Origin of the sequence: Pseudomonas sp. NFACC04-2 (genome assembly GCF_900119265.1) — a bacterium.
Classification (GTDB): domain Bacteria; phylum Pseudomonadota; class Gammaproteobacteria; order Pseudomonadales; family Pseudomonadaceae; genus Aquipseudomonas; species Aquipseudomonas fluorescens_AA.
The window spans coordinates 121,537-137,783 of record NZ_FPJC01000008.1; the positions used below are offsets into that span (position 1 = coordinate 121,537).

General features: G+C 61.3%; 14 protein-coding genes. 8 read left to right on the top strand and 6 right to left on the bottom strand.

Annotated features, from left to right (window positions below):
* From BT125_RS13385 to BT125_RS13410, 6 genes are read left to right on the top strand one after another with little or no spacing between them, the layout of a single operon-like run.
* Nucleotides 1-1,443 (top strand): mannose-1-phosphate guanylyltransferase/mannose-6-phosphate isomerase, encoded by a 1,443-nt coding sequence (locus BT125_RS13385; RefSeq protein ID WP_072407615.1) that lies wholly within the window; start codon nt 1-3, stop codon nt 1,441-1,443.
* A complete protein-coding gene (locus BT125_RS13390) occupies nt 1,443-2,240 on the top strand; it encodes an ABC transporter permease (protein WP_072407617.1) in 798 nt (265 codons plus the stop codon). The genes BT125_RS13385 and BT125_RS13390 overlap by 1 nt, the downstream gene beginning before the upstream one ends.
* Complete coding sequence (locus BT125_RS13395) at nt 2,240-3,505, top strand: ABC transporter ATP-binding protein (protein WP_072407619.1); 1,266 nt, start codon at nt 2,240-2,242, stop codon at nt 3,503-3,505. The genes BT125_RS13390 and BT125_RS13395 overlap by 1 nt, the downstream gene beginning before the upstream one ends.
* A complete protein-coding gene (locus tag BT125_RS13400; protein ID WP_072407621.1) occupies nt 3,502-4,869 on the top strand; it encodes a glycosyltransferase family 4 protein in 1,368 nt (455 codons plus the stop codon). The genes BT125_RS13395 and BT125_RS13400 overlap by 4 nt, the downstream gene beginning before the upstream one ends.
* Nucleotides 4,860-5,990 carry a glycosyltransferase family 4 protein gene (locus BT125_RS13405; protein WP_072407623.1) on the top strand — a complete coding sequence of 377 codons (1,131 nt, stop codon included), beginning with the start codon at nt 4,860-4,862 and terminating at the stop codon, nt 5,988-5,990. The genes BT125_RS13400 and BT125_RS13405 overlap by 10 nt, the downstream gene beginning before the upstream one ends.
* Nucleotides 5,991-7,121, top strand: coding sequence for a glycosyltransferase family 4 protein (locus BT125_RS13410; protein WP_072407625.1), 1,131 nt, complete (start codon nt 5,991-5,993; stop codon nt 7,119-7,121).
* Nucleotides 7,122-7,174: 53 nt separating this feature from the next.
* Here the strand turns inward: BT125_RS13410 and BT125_RS13415 are convergent, their stop codons facing one another.
* Together BT125_RS13415 and BT125_RS13420 are read right to left on the bottom strand one after the other, a co-directional pair.
* Entirely contained in the window at nt 7,175-7,801 is a 627-nt protein-coding gene (locus tag BT125_RS13415) for a glutathione S-transferase family protein (protein WP_072407768.1), read from the bottom strand.
* 126 nt (nt 7,802-7,927) lie between these two features.
* The gene (locus BT125_RS13420; RefSeq protein ID WP_072407627.1) at nt 7,928-8,830 is read right to left on the bottom strand and encodes a LysR family transcriptional regulator; all 903 of its coding nucleotides are present in this window, start codon (nt 8,828-8,830) and stop codon (nt 7,928-7,930) included.
* 335 nt (nt 8,831-9,165) lie between these two features.
* Between BT125_RS13420 and BT125_RS13425 the strand changes: the two genes are divergently transcribed.
* The gene (locus BT125_RS13425) at nt 9,166-11,379 is read left to right on the top strand and encodes an LTA synthase family protein (RefSeq protein WP_170866833.1); all 2,214 of its coding nucleotides are present in this window, start codon (nt 9,166-9,168) and stop codon (nt 11,377-11,379) included.
* Between the two features lie 53 nt (nt 11,380-11,432).
* On the opposite strand, the gene BT125_RS13430 is transcribed toward BT125_RS13425, so the two are convergent.
* Nucleotides 11,433-12,422, bottom strand: a complete 990-nt coding sequence (locus tag BT125_RS13430; RefSeq protein WP_072407631.1) for an aspartate-semialdehyde dehydrogenase — start codon at nt 12,420-12,422, stop codon at nt 11,433-11,435.
* Between the two features lie 131 nt (nt 12,423-12,553).
* Here BT125_RS13430 and ftrA point away from each other — a divergent pair, with 131 nt between their 5' ends.
* Entirely contained in the window at nt 12,554-13,540 is a 987-nt protein-coding gene (ftrA, locus tag BT125_RS13435) for a transcriptional regulator FtrA (RefSeq protein ID WP_072407633.1), read from the top strand.
* On the opposite strand, the gene nudK is transcribed toward ftrA, so the two are convergent.
* The 3 genes from nudK to pncB are packed head-to-tail and all read right to left on the bottom strand — an operon-like array spanning nt 13,537 to nt 16,240.
* A complete protein-coding gene (gene nudK / locus BT125_RS13440; RefSeq protein ID WP_060739927.1) occupies nt 13,537-14,133 on the bottom strand; it encodes a GDP-mannose pyrophosphatase NudK in 597 nt (198 codons plus the stop codon). The genes ftrA and nudK overlap by 4 nt on opposite strands.
* Nucleotides 14,134-14,175: 42 nt before the next feature.
* Nucleotides 14,176-15,009: an ammonia-dependent NAD(+) synthetase gene (gene nadE, locus BT125_RS13445; protein ID WP_072407635.1), complete on the bottom strand. Its 834-nt coding sequence runs from the start codon at nt 15,007-15,009 to the stop codon at nt 14,176-14,178.
* Nucleotide 15,010: 1 nt separating this feature from the next.
* Nucleotides 15,011-16,240 (bottom strand): nicotinate phosphoribosyltransferase, encoded by a 1,230-nt coding sequence (gene pncB / locus BT125_RS13450; RefSeq protein ID WP_072407637.1) that lies wholly within the window; start codon nt 16,238-16,240, stop codon nt 15,011-15,013.
* Between the last annotated feature and the right edge of the window lie 7 nt (nt 16,241-16,247).

Consider the following 16,247-nt stretch of genomic DNA (forward strand, 5'->3'; position numbering starts at 1 on the left):
ATGCTCATTCCCGTGATTCTTTCCGGCGGTGCCGGGACGAGGTTGTGGCCGGTGTCCCGCGAGGGCCATCCCAAGCCTTTCATGCTCTTGCCCGACGGCCAGTCACTGCTGAGCAAGACCTATCGGCGGGCGGCGGGGTTGTTCGACGGCCGGGGCGATATCGTTACCGTCACTAACCGCGAGTACTACTTCCAGAGCCGCGATCATTATCAAAGCGCCCATCTGGAGCGCTATCGCGGTCACTTCGTACTAGAACCCACGGGCCGCAACACCGCGCCGGCCATTGCCACGGCCACCCTCGCGGTACAGGCCTTGCACGGCGACGAGGCGATCCTGGTGGTCATGCCTGCCGATCACTTGATCAAGGACGAGGCGGCCTTCAAGGCTTCCGTTGAGCACGCTGTGGAGCTGGCCAAAAATGGCCATCTGGTGACCTTCGGCGTGCTGCCCTCGGCGCCGGAAACCGGCTTCGGCTATATCGAACGGGGCCAGCCCCTGGATACCAAGGGCGCGGCCAAGGTCGTGCGATTTGTCGAAAAGCCCGACTTGCAGACCGCCACCCGGTACCTGGAAAGTGGCCGTTTCCTGTGGAATTCGGGGATGTTCTGCTTCTCGGTCAAGACCCTGTTGGCGGAGCTGCACGCACACGCCCCCGAGCTGCTGGAACAGGCGCGCGCTTGTGTCACGGCCAGCACGGCGGTGGAAACCTCAGGTTGTGTGCAGCAGGAATTGTCCCCGGCGCATTTCGCCGAAATGCCGGACATCTCCATCGACTACGCCCTGATGGAGCGCTCAGCCAACGTCGTGGTGATCCCAGCCGCCTTCGACTGGAGCGATATCGGTTCCTGGAGCGCCGTCGCCAGCCTGGTACCCGCCGACGGACAAAACAACCGCACCACCGGTGAAGCCCTGTTTATCGACAGCCAGAACAACTTCGTCCAGAGCGACAGCCGCCTGGTGGCCGCCCTGGGCGTGGAAAACCTGATCATCATCGACACCGCCGATGCCGTGCTGGTGGCCCATGCCGACCGCGCCCAGGATGTTCGCCGCGTCGCCCGGCAACTCAAGGACAAGGACCACGAAGCCTATCGCCTGCATCGCACGGTCAGTCGTCCATGGGGCAGTTATACCGTCCTCGAAGAAGGTCCACGCTTCAAGATCAAGCGCATCGTGGTCAAGCCTGGCGCATCGCTGTCGCTGCAAATGCACCATCACCGCAACGAACACTGGGTAGTGGTCGAAGGCATGGCCAAGGTCACCAATAACGGCTCGGGCTCGCACCTGGTCGCCAAGAACGAATCCACCTTCATTCCCGCCGGCCACAAGCATCGCCTGGAAAACCCCGGTGTCATCGACCTGGTCATCATCGAGGTCCAGAGCGGCGAATACCTTGGGGAAGACGACATCGTCCGCTTCGAAGACCACTACGGCAGGGCCGTCTGATGCTGTTGGCCTTGCAACGCTCACTGTGGAACTACCGCGGCTTCGTCCTGGGCAGCGTCAAGCGCGAGTTCCAGGCACGCTATCGCAACTCGTTGTTCGGCGCGTTGTGGACGGTGCTCAACCCGTTGTCGATGATCCTCGTCTACACGGTGATTTTTTCCCACATCATGCGTGCCCGCCTGCCCGGGGTCGAAGATGGCATGGCCTACAGCGTCTACCTCTGTGCCGGGCTGCTGACCTGGGGGTTGTTCGCGGAAATCACCACCCGCAGCCAGGGCATGTTCCTGGAAAACGCCAACCTGCTGAAAAAGATCAGCTTCCCCCGGATCTGCCTGCCGGTGATCGTGCTGTTCAATGCAGGGATCAACTTCGCGATCATCCTCGGGCTCTTTCTCGGTTTCCTGCTGATCACCGGGCGCTGGCCAGGCATGACCTTGCTGGCCCTGGTGCCGCTGCTGGCCCTGCAAGTGATGTTCGCCGCCGGGCTGGGCATGCTGCTGGGGATCCTCAATGTGTTTTTCCGCGATGTCGGACAGTTGTTCGGCATTTGCCTGCAATTCTGGTTCTGGCTCACACCGATCGTTTACCCGATGACGATCCTGCCGCCATCGATCCAGCGACTGCTCGCCTTCAACCCCATGACCGCCCTGATGCAGAGCTACCAGAACCTGTTTCTCTACAACCAGTGGCCGGTCTGGAGTTCGCTGGTGCCATTGCTGGTGGTGGCCCTGTTGTTGTGTGCCTTGGGCCTGCGCATGTTTCGCCGGCGCGGCGGTGAAATGGTGGATGAACTCTGATGGGACATTTGCGCGTCACCGGCCTGGGCAAGGCCTACAAGCAGTATCCAAACCGCTGGAGCCGGCTGTTCGAGTGGTTGATCCCGTTTTCCCGGCAGCGCCATCAACTGCACTGGATCCTGCAAGGCGTGGACTTCGAGATCCAGCCCGGGGAAGCCGTTGGCATCGTCGGGGTCAACGGTGCCGGCAAAAGCACGTTGCTCAAGATGATCACCGGCACCACCCAACCCACCTGCGGCCATATCCAATTGCAAGGCCGCGTCGCCGCGTTGCTGGAATTGGGCATGGGCTTTCATCCGGACTTCACCGGCCGCCAGAATGCGTTCATGGCCGGTCAGTTGCTGGGTATGCACGTGGAGGAAATCGAAGCGTTGATGCCCGAGATCGAGGGGTTCGCCGAAATCGGCGAGGCCATCGACCAGCCGGTACGCACCTACTCCAGCGGCATGCAGATGCGCCTGGCGTTCAGCGTTGCCACCGCCCGACGCCCGGACATCCTGATCGTCGACGAAGCGCTGTCGGTGGGCGATGCCTACTTCCAGCACAAGAGCTTCGAGCGCATCCGCAGCTTCCGCAAGGCCGGCACCACGCTGCTGATCGTGTCCCACGATCGCTCGGCGATCCAGTCGATCTGCGACACCGCCATCCTGCTCGAACACGGGCGCATGGCCATGCGCGGCAAGCCGGAAGAGGTGATGGATTACTACAACGCGATGCTGGCCCAGCGCGAGGGCCAGGTGGTTCGCCAGGAGATGCTCGCCAACGGCCAGATACGCACGATTTCCGGCACCGGCGAGGCCGGCATCGTCGATGTGCAATTGCTCAACAGCCAGGGGCAGTCGGTGGAGGTCGCCGAGATCGGCCAGCCGATGGTGTTGCAAGTGCGGGTTGAAATTCGCCAGGACATCGAGCGGCTGGTGCTGGGCTTTTTGATCAAGGACCGCCTTGGCCAGCCCATGTACGGCATCAATACCCATCGCCAGGACAAAGCCGTGACCGACCTCAAGGCAGGCGAACAGATCACCTTCCGTTTCAGTTTCGACATGCGCCTGGGCAAGGGCAATTACTCCGTCGCGCTCAGCCTGTCGCGACTGGACTCGCACCTGGACCGTAATTTCGAATGGCGCGACTACGGGCTGGTGTTTCACGTCATCAATAATCGCCAGGAGGATTTCGTCGGCTGCTCCTGGCTCCAGGCCCGGACCAGTATCCAGCGTTCGAGCCAGACAGCCGTCGAGGCGTTGCCGCAAAAGGAGTTGCCATGAGCCGTTTGCTGGTGGACTGCACCTACGTATACGACCACCCGAATGACAACTCCGGCATTCAGCGAGTGGTGCGCAACGTCATTCGCCAATTGCCGGCCAAGGACCAGGACCGCGAATGCATTCCCGTGGTGATGCTGCAGGGCAAGCTGTATGAAGTGATAAGCCTGGCCCCCCTGCCCACGAACGGACTGGATCTGGCCGGCCTGCGAGTACGGCTGCTACAGTTCGCCAACCTGTTCTGGGTCAGACATCGGTCCCTCGAACAGCAGCGCCCCTTCAGCCAGTCGATCTGGGCACGCCGCTTCTTGTACGTTGCTTGCCGGCTGTTCGCCCTGGGGTGCCTGAGCCTCCCCATTCGAATCCTCGATCGCCTGCTCAAACGCAAGCCTGCCCCGGCGCGTAGCGTACCGCTGGCACATCGAGCCGGCGATCAACTGGTGTTGCTGGACTCTTCCTGGCACTCAGGTTTCTTTCCCCTGGCCGAACGGCTCAGGCGTGATGGCGTCGGGATCATCTCGGTGATCTATGACCTGATTCCCCTGACCCATCCGCAGTTCTGCGACGCCGGGCTGGTCAAGGTGTTCAACCATTGGTTCGACTGGATTGCCCGCACCGCCGACGGCTACATGGCCATCTCCACCACCATCCGCGACCAGCTTCGCCAGGAAATGGTTCGGCGTGTTGGCGAGCAACAGGTGCGCGAGCGCTGGTTCGACTATTTCCACTTGGGCAGCGAACTGGACCTGATCGATACCACTCAACCCGTCGACCCGGGCTTGTTGCGGCTGTTCAAACGCCCCGAGCCGGTGTTCCTGATGGTCAGCACCATCGAACCGCGGAAAAACCATGCCTACCTGATCGATGCGTTCGAGCGGGCCTGGGCCGCCGGTTCACAAGCACGGTTATGCATCGTCGGGAAAATCGGCTGGAAATGCGAAGCCCTGATCGAACGTATCCAACGTCATCCACAGCTCGACAGCCGCCTGTTCATGTTCAACCACCTGGCGGACCAAAGCCTGGAACACGCCTATCGACACTCCACTGCACTGGTGTTCCCGTCCTACGTGGAGGGCTTCGGCCTGCCGTTGGTGGAGGCCATGCAACGCGGCTTGCCGGCGATGGGCAGCGACATCCCGGTGTTTCGGGAAATCGGCGGTGACTTCATGGCCTACTTCGATCTCGACGATCCCCAAAGCCTGGCGAACCTGGTCATCGACATGGAACACACCGGGGTATTCCCGGCCAGGCGCAACCTGGATCAATGGCAATGGCTGAGTTGGCGCCAGGCCAGCGCGCAATTGGTGGAGCGGATCGAGCAACACGTTGGCGAAGCGGTCGTCGACCGGGAAACAGCATGCGGATAGCCCTCAACGCGCGCATTCTCCAGGCGCCACGCACCGGCATCGGCCACTACGTAGCGGAACTGGCGACGGCCTTGGCCCGGGAACCGGATGTACAGTTATCACTGTTCCACGGTTGGGGTTGGAGCCCGCAATTGCCGCCCACAGCCAAGCCTGGCTATTCAAGGCTGAGCCCCTTGCTGCGACGGGTTCCGGGCGCCTATCAGGCGCGGCGCTGGCTGGAGCAGAAACGCTTCGATCAGGGCCGTTCAAAGGCTATCGACCTGTATCACGAACCCAGCCTTTGGCCGCTGGCCTTCGAAGGGCCGACGGTGATCACTCTCCATGACCTTACGCACCTGCGCTACCCCGAGACGCAACCACCGGCACGCCTGAAGGAAATCGAGCGACGACTCAGCCGTGCGGTGGAACAGGCGCAGCTGATCCTGACCGACTCGCAGTTCATCGCCGATGAAGCCCAGCAGTATTTCGGCCTGCCCGTCGAGCGCCTGAGGGTCGCGCCGCTGGGGGTCGCGGCACGTTTCCACCCGCGCGAACCGGAGGCGATCGACACCGTGCTCAAGGCCCATGGGCTGGAGCATGGCCGATACTTTCTCTGTGTCGGCACCCTGGAGCCACGCAAGAACCTGTCGCTGGCCCTGCGTGCCCATGCCGGGCTCCCTGAATCCCTGCGTCAGGCTTTTCCTTTGTTCATTGTAGGAATGAGCGGATGGCAACAGGCGCAGCTCAATGATGAGTTGAAATGCGCCCTGGCTGGCGGTCATGTTTGTCTGGCCGGTTACCTGCCTGACGAACAGGTCGCCCAACTGTTGGCGGGGGCACGGGCACTGGTGTTCCCGTCGTACTACGAAGGCTTTGGCCTGCCAGTGCTTGAAGCCATGGCCAGTGGCACACCGGTGATTACCACCCGCTGCTCGGCGATGCCGGAAGTGGCCGGGCCGGCCGGTATTTATTGCGAGTCCGACGATCCGCACGGCATGCGCGACGCCATGGAGCGGTTGATTGAAGATCGCCTGCACTGGCAGGCATGTCGGGAGGCGGGATTACAACAGGCCGCGCTGTTTTCCTGGGAGCGCTGTGCAAAAGTCACAGCCCACGCGTATCGCAAGGTCTTGGGAGGTTGAATGCGAGTCCTGCACTTCTACAAAACCTATTTGCCTGATTCCATGGGTGGCATCGAACAGGTGATTTTTCAACTCTGCGACAGCACTGATCGGCTGAATATCGATAACACCGTGTTGGCCCTGAGCGGGCAGCCATCGCCAGAACCGATCCAGATTCGACAGCATGTCGTCCACCAAGCCCGGATGGACTTCCAACTGGCGTCCACCGGTTTCTCCTACAGCGTGTTCAAGAAATTCCGTGAGCTGGCCGCCGAAGCGGACGTGATCAATTACCACTTCCCGTGGCCGTTCATGGATCTGGTGCACTTCTGCAGTGCCGTGAAAAAACCCTACGTCGTGACCTACCATTCGGACATCGTTCGCCAGCGGCACCTGCTCAAGCTCTATCGGCCGCTGATGCGACGCTTCCTGGACGGCGCCGATCGCATTGTCGCGGCCTCGCCGAACTATGTTCATACCAGCGATGTGCTCAAGGATTACAGTGCCAAGACCCGCATCATCACCTACGGCCTGAACAAGGCCAGTTATCCACAGCCTGATGCCGAGCGCATGGCGCAGTGGAAGGCAAAACTGGGCGAGCGCTTCTTTTTGTTCGTGGGGGTGATGCGTTATTACAAAGGCCTGCACATTCTGCTCGACGCCCTCAAAGGCGTGGATTACCCCGTCGTCATCCTGGGCGCCGGCCCATTGGAAAAGCAACTGCATGCCCAGGCCACGAAACTGGGCCTGCGTAACCTGCATTTCCTCGGGCGCCTGGGAGACGAAGACAAGGTCGCATTGCTGGAACTGAGTTATGCCATCGTGTTCCCTTCGCACCTGCGCTCCGAAGCCTTTGGCATCTCCCTGCTCGAAGGCGCGATGTTCGGCAAACCGATGATCTCCAGCGAGATCGGCACCGGCACCAGCTACATCAACATCCACGACGAAACCGGCCTGGTGGTGCCACCCAGCAACCCCGAGGCTTTCCGCGAGGCGATGCGCACCCTGTGGGAAAACCCGGCGCAAGCCCAGGCAATGGGCGTCAAGGCCGAAGCCCGTTACCGCCAGTTGTTCACCTCCGAAGAAATGGGCCAAAAGTGGGTGCAGTTGTATGGGGAACTGTTGGAGGAAAAGGCGCTTTCCTACGCCTGACACCTGTGGCGAAGGAGCTTGCTCCCTCGCCACACAGCACCCCATTCAAATACTCATGGGTGCTTTTGCAACCCGGCAACCGTACGCGGCATGCCCACGAACCCGGGCAAGACTTCGATCCGCGCCAGCCAGGCCCGCACATGAACATAGTCCTGCAGCGACACATTGCCTTCCGGTGCGTGGGCGATGTAGCTGTAGCCGGCGATGTCCGCGACGGTCGCCGTATCACCGGCCAGAAAATCACGACTGCTCAATTCCTGATCAATGACTTTCAACACAGCGTGGGAACGGGCAATCACGTCCTCGGCGTTGTAGGCCGCGCCAAACACCGTGATCAATCGCGCCGTGGCTGGCCCCGCATGGATCGGCCCGGCCGCCGCCGACAACCAGCGCTGCACCCGCGCGGCGCCGACTGGATCGGTGGGTAGCCAGCGGCCGTTGCCATATTTGTGCGCCAGGTACACCAGAATTGCGTTGGAGTCCGCCAGCACCACGCCGTCATCGTCAATGACCGGTACCTGGCCAAACGCATTGAGCGCGAGGAAATCCGCCTGTTTGTGCGCGCCCTTGGCCAAGTCGACGAAGACCTCCTCGACCGGTAGCCCGAGCAACGAAAGCATCAATTGAACGCGATGGGAATGGCCGGACAGCGGGAAGTGATAGTGCTTGATAGGGTTCATGGTCGACTCCGCAGGAAGTGACGCCATCAGCACAACGGCGTCGATGGGGGTCATCTTCCGCTCCGGGCCAAAACAAGAGAATCACCCAGAAATGCAATCCATTGTTTCAGCCAGGGAAACAATACGTCAGTCGCTCAAGGCCGGATGTTCGCGCAATGCACTGACGACAAAATCGACAAAACTGCGGACCCGCGCCGGCGCATTGCGTCCGCCCTGGTACACCACATGGATCGGCAGAGGCGGCAATTCGAAATCGGCCAGGACGATTTCCAGCTCGCCGGCGGCCACATTGCCCGCCACTTGGTAAGACAGGACTCGCGTCATTCCCAACCCCTGGCAAGCGGCGGTGATCGCCGCCTGGTTGGCCGTCACCACCAGCCGAGGTACGGGCCGGACGGCCAACGCTTGGCCTGAATCGATGAAGGTCCAGCTTTTGACCTGGCCAATGGCCGACGACGCCACGACGGGCATTCGCTCCAAGTCATCCGGATGCCGGGGCCGCCCATGGCGTGCAAAGAAATCCGGGGAGCCGCACACCACTCGCCGTACTTCCCCGACCCGCACCGCGTGCAGGTTGCTGTCCGGCAGTTCGCCAATGCGCAGGGCAACGTCGATGCCCTCCTCCACCAGGCTGACCGTGCGGTCCAACAACAAAGCGTTGATGCTGACCTCGGGGAACCGATGCAGGTAATCCACCAGCAGCGGCGTGACGAACAACTGGCCGAACAGCACCGGCGCGGTGATCGTCAATTGCCCACGGGGCTGAACGTGACTGCCGGCCGCCGAATCCTCGGCTTCCTGCAAATCGCTCAGGATCCGCCGACAGTCCTCGAGAAAGCGCTGACCGGCTTCACTCAGGTACACATTGCGGGTGGTGCGCACCAGCAATGGCGTGCCGATGCGTTGTTCCAACCCTGCCACCGCCCGCGTGACGCTGGCCGCCGACAGGCCCAGGCGCCGCGCCGCCGCCGAAAACCCCGACTCCTGGGCCACGGCGAGAAAAACCTGCATTTCCTGGAACCTGTCCATCCATCCCCCGATGAGAAATCCTGATACAAGTTTTTCGCGCACCACAAAAGCAGCGCTGCGCCGCCATTGTAGAGGCCTGCGCCAGTGAACCACAGCGTAGCGCAGCCGGACACTGGGACATTGGCCCGACCCGCGGCGATAGCCCTTGGTACCATCGCTCCTCATGACAGTTTCATGACCGAAGGAAGAACCTGCTGTGGGAGCGAGCTTGCTCGCGATGGCGTCAGTCAGTCACATGCCATAGGGACTGATACACCGCTGTCGCGAGCAAGCTCGCTCCCATAGGGTGGGTGTGTCGTTCAATGGATTGGCTTCAACTGAAAGGCCCGTTTCTCGTGAATATTATTTATCGCGCTTCAACCCATCCCCGCGCCGCCCTCATCACCTTGATTGGCTGCGTATTACTCGTCCCCATGGGCCTGCGTCTCGCCCTCGGCTGGTCCGACCCGCTGGGCTATCTCTCGGACCTGGGTATCGGCGGGTTGCTGATCGTGCTGCTTCATCGCCGTCCCGGGTGGCTGGCGTTCCCGGTATTACTGGCCTGGAGCGCATTGACGCTGGCCAGCATCGAATTGGTCAATGCGGTGGGGCGGATGCCCAATCCTTCGGACATTCATTACCTGACCGACCCGCAGTTCGTTGAAAACTCCACCAGCGGCGGCTTCGCCCATCCATGGCTGGCCGCGATCCAGTTGGCCGCGCTGGCGCTCTGGCTGATGACCCAATGGACCAGCCGCCCACACTCGGCGCCACGCTTGCCTCGCCACGCCTGGGCCGTGCCTGTGTTGCTCCTGCTGAGCCATGGCGCGCTGCAAGCCTGGCGGCCCAGTGAGGCGGACCAATGGAATGTGTTCAACTTGCCCCATCAACTCGTCACGGCGGGTGTAGCGGCCGGGCAGGACCAAGCCCGGCAATGGCTCGATGGCGATGCCGTGGACCCCGCCCCGCCGATGGCAGGGCTGACCCGCCTGGACCTCGATGGCCACAAACTGCTGGCCGAGCCGGGGCGTGCGCGCAACGTCCTGGTCATCGCCCTGGAGGGCATTCCCGGCGCCTACGTGAGTGCCAACCGCCAAGCCTTGAAAAGCAGTTATCAGGAAAACCTGATGCCCAACCTCAGCGCCTGGGCCGAGCGTGGCATGAACACCCCTGATTACGTCCTACACAGCCACCAGACCATTCGTGGCTTGTACGCGATGCTGTGTGGCGACTACGACAAGCTCGACGACGGCACGCCCAAAGGCGTCGAAATGCTCAACCAGACTCAGCGCAACCAGGCCTGCCTGCCGGCCCAGTTGCGCCAGAACGGCTTTTCCACGCATTTCCTCCAGGGCGCAGGCCTGCGGTTCATGGCCAAGGATCGAATCATGCCGCACATCGGCTTTGACACGACCCTGGGCATGGAGTGGTTCACTCGCCCCGCCTACCTGGAATTCCCTTGGGGCAAGGACGACAAGACCTTCTTCGAAGGCGCGCTGGACTATGTCGGGCAACTGCAACAAGCGGACAAGCCCTGGATGCTGACCTTGCTGACCGTGGGCACGCACCAACCCTACTCGGCTCCGGATGACTACTTGCAACGCTACGACACCGCCAAGCAAGCGGCAGTGGGTTACCTGGACGACGCACTGGCAAGCTTCCTGGCGGGCCTGGAACGCCAGGGCATCCTGGACAACACCCTGGTGGTCATCACCTCGGACGAATCCCATGGCATCGACGATGTGCGGCTGGCCTCGTCCTGGGGGTTCAACCTGACGCTGGCGCCGGAACCGTTGCCTAGGATCAAGTCAGGCACCTACGGCCATGTGGACCTGACCGCCTCGATCCTCGATTACTTCGGCTTCACGGTGCCCACGTCGTTGTCCGGTCGCTCGATGTTCAGGGACTACCCGACGGGTCGGGAAATCATGTCGTTCACCAATGGCAAGCTGCGCTACCACGACGGCAAGGGCACGTTCACCGAATGCGATTTCCTCCAGCATTGTCGTTACTACAGCAGCGAAGGCTTCATCGCCGACCGCGCCACCTACGGCGGGCAATACAGCGGCCAGCGCGCCCGATTGATCAGCGCCCGGGCCACGGCCCTGGACCAGACCCTGTTGAGCACGCCCCTGAACCAGCACTATCAGTTCGGCAGCGCCGACAAGATCCCGCTACCGGCCCAGGTCACCAACGACTGGACCGACAACCTGATCGGTGCCCAATACCTGGAAATGCCCAAGGGTTCACAGACCCGCGTCAGCCTGACCATCCGCGCGGTGGAGGCAGACCATGCCGCCTACATCTCCCTCAAGGCCAAGGAGTTCGAACAGGATGTGCCAATGGACCTGCCGACCGAGGTGGCGGTGACACCCGACCAGCCGTTGGTGATGAACATCAGTTTCGACAACCCACAACAGCGCAAGGCGTTTTCCTTCCATCTGCTGGGCCATGGCGTCGGCGCCATCGAGATCAGCGACTTCAGCGTCGTGACCGAACTGCCGGACCAGACGGACCAGCCGCAATACCTGGACGATATGCAGGAAGACAGCGAGGCCCAATCCAGTTGAACAAAAAACGCGCAGCCATGGCTGCGCGTTCTAATGTTCGGGCCCGGGCTTGATCAAGACTTGATCAATTGCATGATTTCGAATGCATTCAATGCTGCCCCCCGCAGTAACTGATCGCCGCTGATGAACAGGTCCAGCCCGTGTTCGCCGTAGATCAGGTTGTAGCGAATCCGCCCGACTTCCACCGCATGCTTGTAAGTGGAGGTCATGGGCATCGGATAAGCGCCGAACTCGGGCTCATCCACCACTTCAACCCCCGGTGCCGCACGCAACAACTCACGCACCTGCGCCAATGACTCGATGGGCTTTTTGAACCGCAGGCTCAGGCTCTCGGCATGGGAGCGCAGGGTCGGCACCCGCACAGCCGTGGTGCTGATAGCCAACCCCGGTTCGTCCAGGACCTTGCGCAGCTCCCAGACCACTTTCATTTCCTCACGGGTGTAACCATTGGCTTCGAACGAATCGACCTGGGGAATCACGTTGAAAGCCAGGTTATGGGCGAAGTATTCGCTGTCATCGCGGTCGCCATAATCACTGAAGGACTTGGCCTTCTCTCGCAGTTCTAGCATCGCCGGCTGCCCCGCACCGCTGGCCGCCTGATAAGTGGAAACGATCGCGCTCTCCAACCCGAAGGCTTGATGCAGCGGCCCCAGCACCATCAGCGCAATGGCTGAGGAGCAATTGGGGTTGGCGATCAGTTTTTCGCCCTTGTAACGCTGACCGTTGATGGGTGGTACCAGGAGCGGAATCGCCGGGTGATAACGGAAGGCCGAGGAGTTATCGATGACGTAGGCGTTTTCAGCCAGACGCTCGCCATACTCCAGGGCGAAAGCCCCGGAGACACACAGGAAGACGATATCGCACGAGGCGCAACCCTCGACCGAAAAGGCTTCGATCAGGTGCTCGACCTGACCCACCTTCAAGTGCTTGCCCGCCGAACGGCCAGAGGCCATGCAGACCACGTCATAATCGGTATTTTCAAGCAACTGCAGCATGGCCATGCCCACTGCACCGGTGCAGCCCACCACGGCGACTTTCTTCATTTCGCGTCCCTTATCCACCTTTGCAAAGGCTCAACCGTCTTGGTTTTCCTGATTGCCTGCGATCGATTGTAGGGAGACGGGCCCGTCCGCTACAGTGCAGCGCAAGACAATAAACGGTGGAATCACGCCAAATGCACGCGCACCCCGGAACCGTGGCGATCCTCGTTTATGAAGGCCTGTGCGTATTCGAGTTTGGTATCGCCCTGGAGATCTTCGGCCTGCCTCGTCCGGAGCTGAATGTAGCGTGGTATGACCATCAAATCGTCGCCGTCGATCCAGGACCGATGCATGCGCTGGGCGGCCTTCGGATCGCCGTCGACGCGGGGCTCGAAGCACTGGACAGCGCGCGAACCATCATCATCCCCGGCTGGCGCAACCACCATGCAGCGCCCCCTGAAGCGCTGTTACAAGCACTGCGCCGCGCCCACGCCCGCGGCGCACGCCTGCTGTCGATTTGCTCGGGGGTATTTGCCCTGGCCGCCACCGGGCTGCTCGACGGCAAGAGCGCGACCACCCATTGGCAATTCTGCGCAGAACTGGCCGAGCGATTCCCGCTGATCACGGTCGACCCGAACGTGTTGTATGTCGATTCCGGACCATTGATCACCTCAGCCGGCAGCGCAGCGGGCATCGACGCCTGCCTGCACCTGATTGCCCGGGACTTCGGCACGCATGTCGCCAACTCCGTGGCCCGTCGCCTGGTCATGGCGCCGCAACGGACCGGTGGCCAGGCCCAGTTCATCGTCGCTCCCGTGAGCAAGTCGCCACGCAACGAACTGACCCGCATCCTGCAGTGGCTTCGCGAGCATCTGGATCATCCCCTGAGCGTCGGCGACATGGCCGCCCGCGTCGCCATGAGCGAGCGCACCTTCCTGCGGCGCTTCGTCGAAACCACCGGCCTGCCGCCCAAGACCTGGCTGCAGCAAGAGCGCTTGAACCGGGCACGGGAGCTGCTGGAAAGCACCGACCAGAGCATGGCCGGCATCGCCCAGGCCTGCGGCTATCGATCAGTGGAGAGTTTCCGGGCGGCGTTCCGGAACGCTGTCGGTTTGCCGCCCACCGCCTATCGCGAAAGATTCGGCAGCGGTGCGGTCCGCCCTCAGCAAGCCTGGGGCTAATCCAGCAACCGATGCAGCTTGGCGTACTGCAACAACATGATGGTCTTGCCGTCGCAAATCTCCCCGCTCTCGATCATGCCCAAGGCCTGGTCGAGGGACAGTTCCAGCACTTCGATCTCTTCGCCCTCGGCTTCAAGGCCGCCGCCTTCGTGCTGCTTGTCTTCGTCGAAATATTCGCCGACGAAAAAATGCACCCGCTCAGTCACCGAGCCCGGGCTCATGAAGGCGTCGAACACCTTGCGCACGTCTTGGATGATGTAGCCGGTTTCCTCCTGGGTTTCCTTGCGGATACAGGTGTGCGGGTCGTCGTTGTCCAACAGGCCGGCGCAGGTTTCTATCAGCAGGTCATCGTGCCCGTTGACGAAGGCCGGGAAGCGGAACTGCCGGGTCAACACCACCGTTTGCTTGGCCTTGCTGTACAGCAGGATGGTGGCGCCGTTGCCCCGGTCATAGGTTTCGCGCGTCAGTTCGCGCCATTGGCCGTTGCGGCCGAGGTAGTCATAGGTGGTCTTGCGCAGCACGTACCAATCGTCCGAAAGGACTTCGACGTGCTTGATGCGTACGCGATCCTTGATGCTGATTGCCTGTGTCATTTACCCACTCCGTTCAAAACCAAATGTCCCATCAGAACCCTATTACAACGATGCAGGGACGCGTGGCAATGCACGTTTGTGGGCTGTCTTGAGGTAGGCGCGTTCAATGATCTGTCGCGCCTGGGCCGACACCTCTTCGCCCATCAGGTACGCATCGATTTCCTCGTAGCTGCAGCCATACGCCACTTCATCCAACTTGCCGGGCGCCAGGTCTTCCAGATCCGCGGTCGGCGCCTTGCGCACCAGGTGCGCGGGGGCGCCCATCGCGTCGGCCAACCATCTCACCTGGGTCTTCGTCAGTCCGGACAACGGTGCCAGGTCGCACGCGCCGTCGCCGAACTTGGTGAAAAATCCCATCACCGCCTCTGCCCCATGATCGGTGCCCACCACCAACCCGTTGCTCAGATTGGCAATGGCGTATTGCGCCAACATCCGTGCCCGGGCCTTGGCGTTGCCTTTGGCAAAGTCGATGAGTTCGGCCGAAGGCTGCAAGCCCTCGATGGCGATACTGCCCATCAGCCCGTCGACACACGCGGCGATGTTGCTGGTGGTGATCACGTCCGGCCGGATGAAGTCCAGGGAAGCCTGGGCGTCTTGCTCATCGGCTTGGGCCTTGTACGGCAGCCGGACGGCGATAAACCGCGCCGCGTAGCCTTCATCCCGCAGTTGCTCCACCGCCAACTGACAGAGGCGGCCGGCGGTGAGGGAGTCGACGCCGCCACTGATCCCCAGGACCAGGGACTGGCAACCCGATTCGCGCACTATCTGCTTTATGAACTCGACGCGGCGGGCAATCTCGGTTGCTTCGCCGCCCTGTGTGAGTTGGCGGTCGATGCCCAGTTCCCGGGCAATGCTCTCTTGCTGAAACGAAGTCATATCAAGCTCCCAACTGTGGATTGATCAGGGCGACGTTGAACACTTGGGCGGCGTAGCGCAGAAACGAGGCATCCTCGCAGACGTTCTTGATCGGGTCGTCGGAGAACTTCACCACCGGTTCGCCGTGGACCCGCACCAGTTTCATGACGATGCTCAGCGGTTCGACACCGTCGACATCGCAGGCCAGGCTGGTGCCCATACCAAAACCGAATTTGGCCTTGCCGCGAACATGACGCAGGATCGGCAGGCACTTTTCGAAATTGAGGCCATCGGAGAACATCAGGTCCTTGGTGCGTGGGTCGACACCGAGTTCCTGGTAGCGCCCCAGCACCTTGTCCGCCCAGACGATCGGGTCACCGGAATCCTGACGCAGGCCGTCATAGAGCTTGGCAAAGTACAGGTCGAAATCCTTGAGGAAAAAGTCGGTGCTGATGCAGTCCGTGAGCGCGATTCCGAGCCGGCCGCGATACTCGTGCACCCAGTTTTCCAACGCCGCGTTCTGGCTCTCGCGCAAGCGCCCGAGTTGCTGGTGCACCATCAGCCACTGGTGGGCCATTGTGCCGATCAGGGGCAGATCGAACTCGTAGGCCAAGTGAGCGTTGCTGGTGCCGACAAAGACCCCAGGAAAATCGCTGCGCATCACATTCACCACTTCACGCTGGGCCCTGAACGACAGCCGCCGCCGGGTGGAGAAGTCTGAAACGCGAAACTCGGCGAGTTCTTCACGACTGGCATTTTTCTCCAGCCATTCGAACTTCTGGTACAGCTTGCGGGTGACGTCGGCCAACTCGACCTCGGGGTATTTCTCGCGATTGCGCAGTTCGCTGACCATCGCCAATACCGGCTGTTCGAACATGATGCAGTGCAGCATCGGCCCACGGACACGGATGTGCAGTTGGCCATCGACTTCCGAAACGTGGATGTAGCGCAAATTGAAGCGAAACAGGCCGAGAAACTGTTCGAAGTCCGGGGTCAGGTACTCACGGAAACGCTTGTTGAACAGAAACCGCTGCTCCCCCTCGCGCAGCTGCAACCCGGCGAGCTTCTCCAGCTCGACACGAATGTCCGGAATCAGGTGACCGAGCCGCTCCTTGGAACGCACGATGAACTGGTATTCCACCTCGACATTCGGGTGCTGGTGCAAGACCGCCTGCATCATGGTGAAGGTGTAGTAGTCGGTATCCAAAAGACTCTGGATGGTACCGCTGCTTGAATCGAATGCACTGTCCATGTCTCTT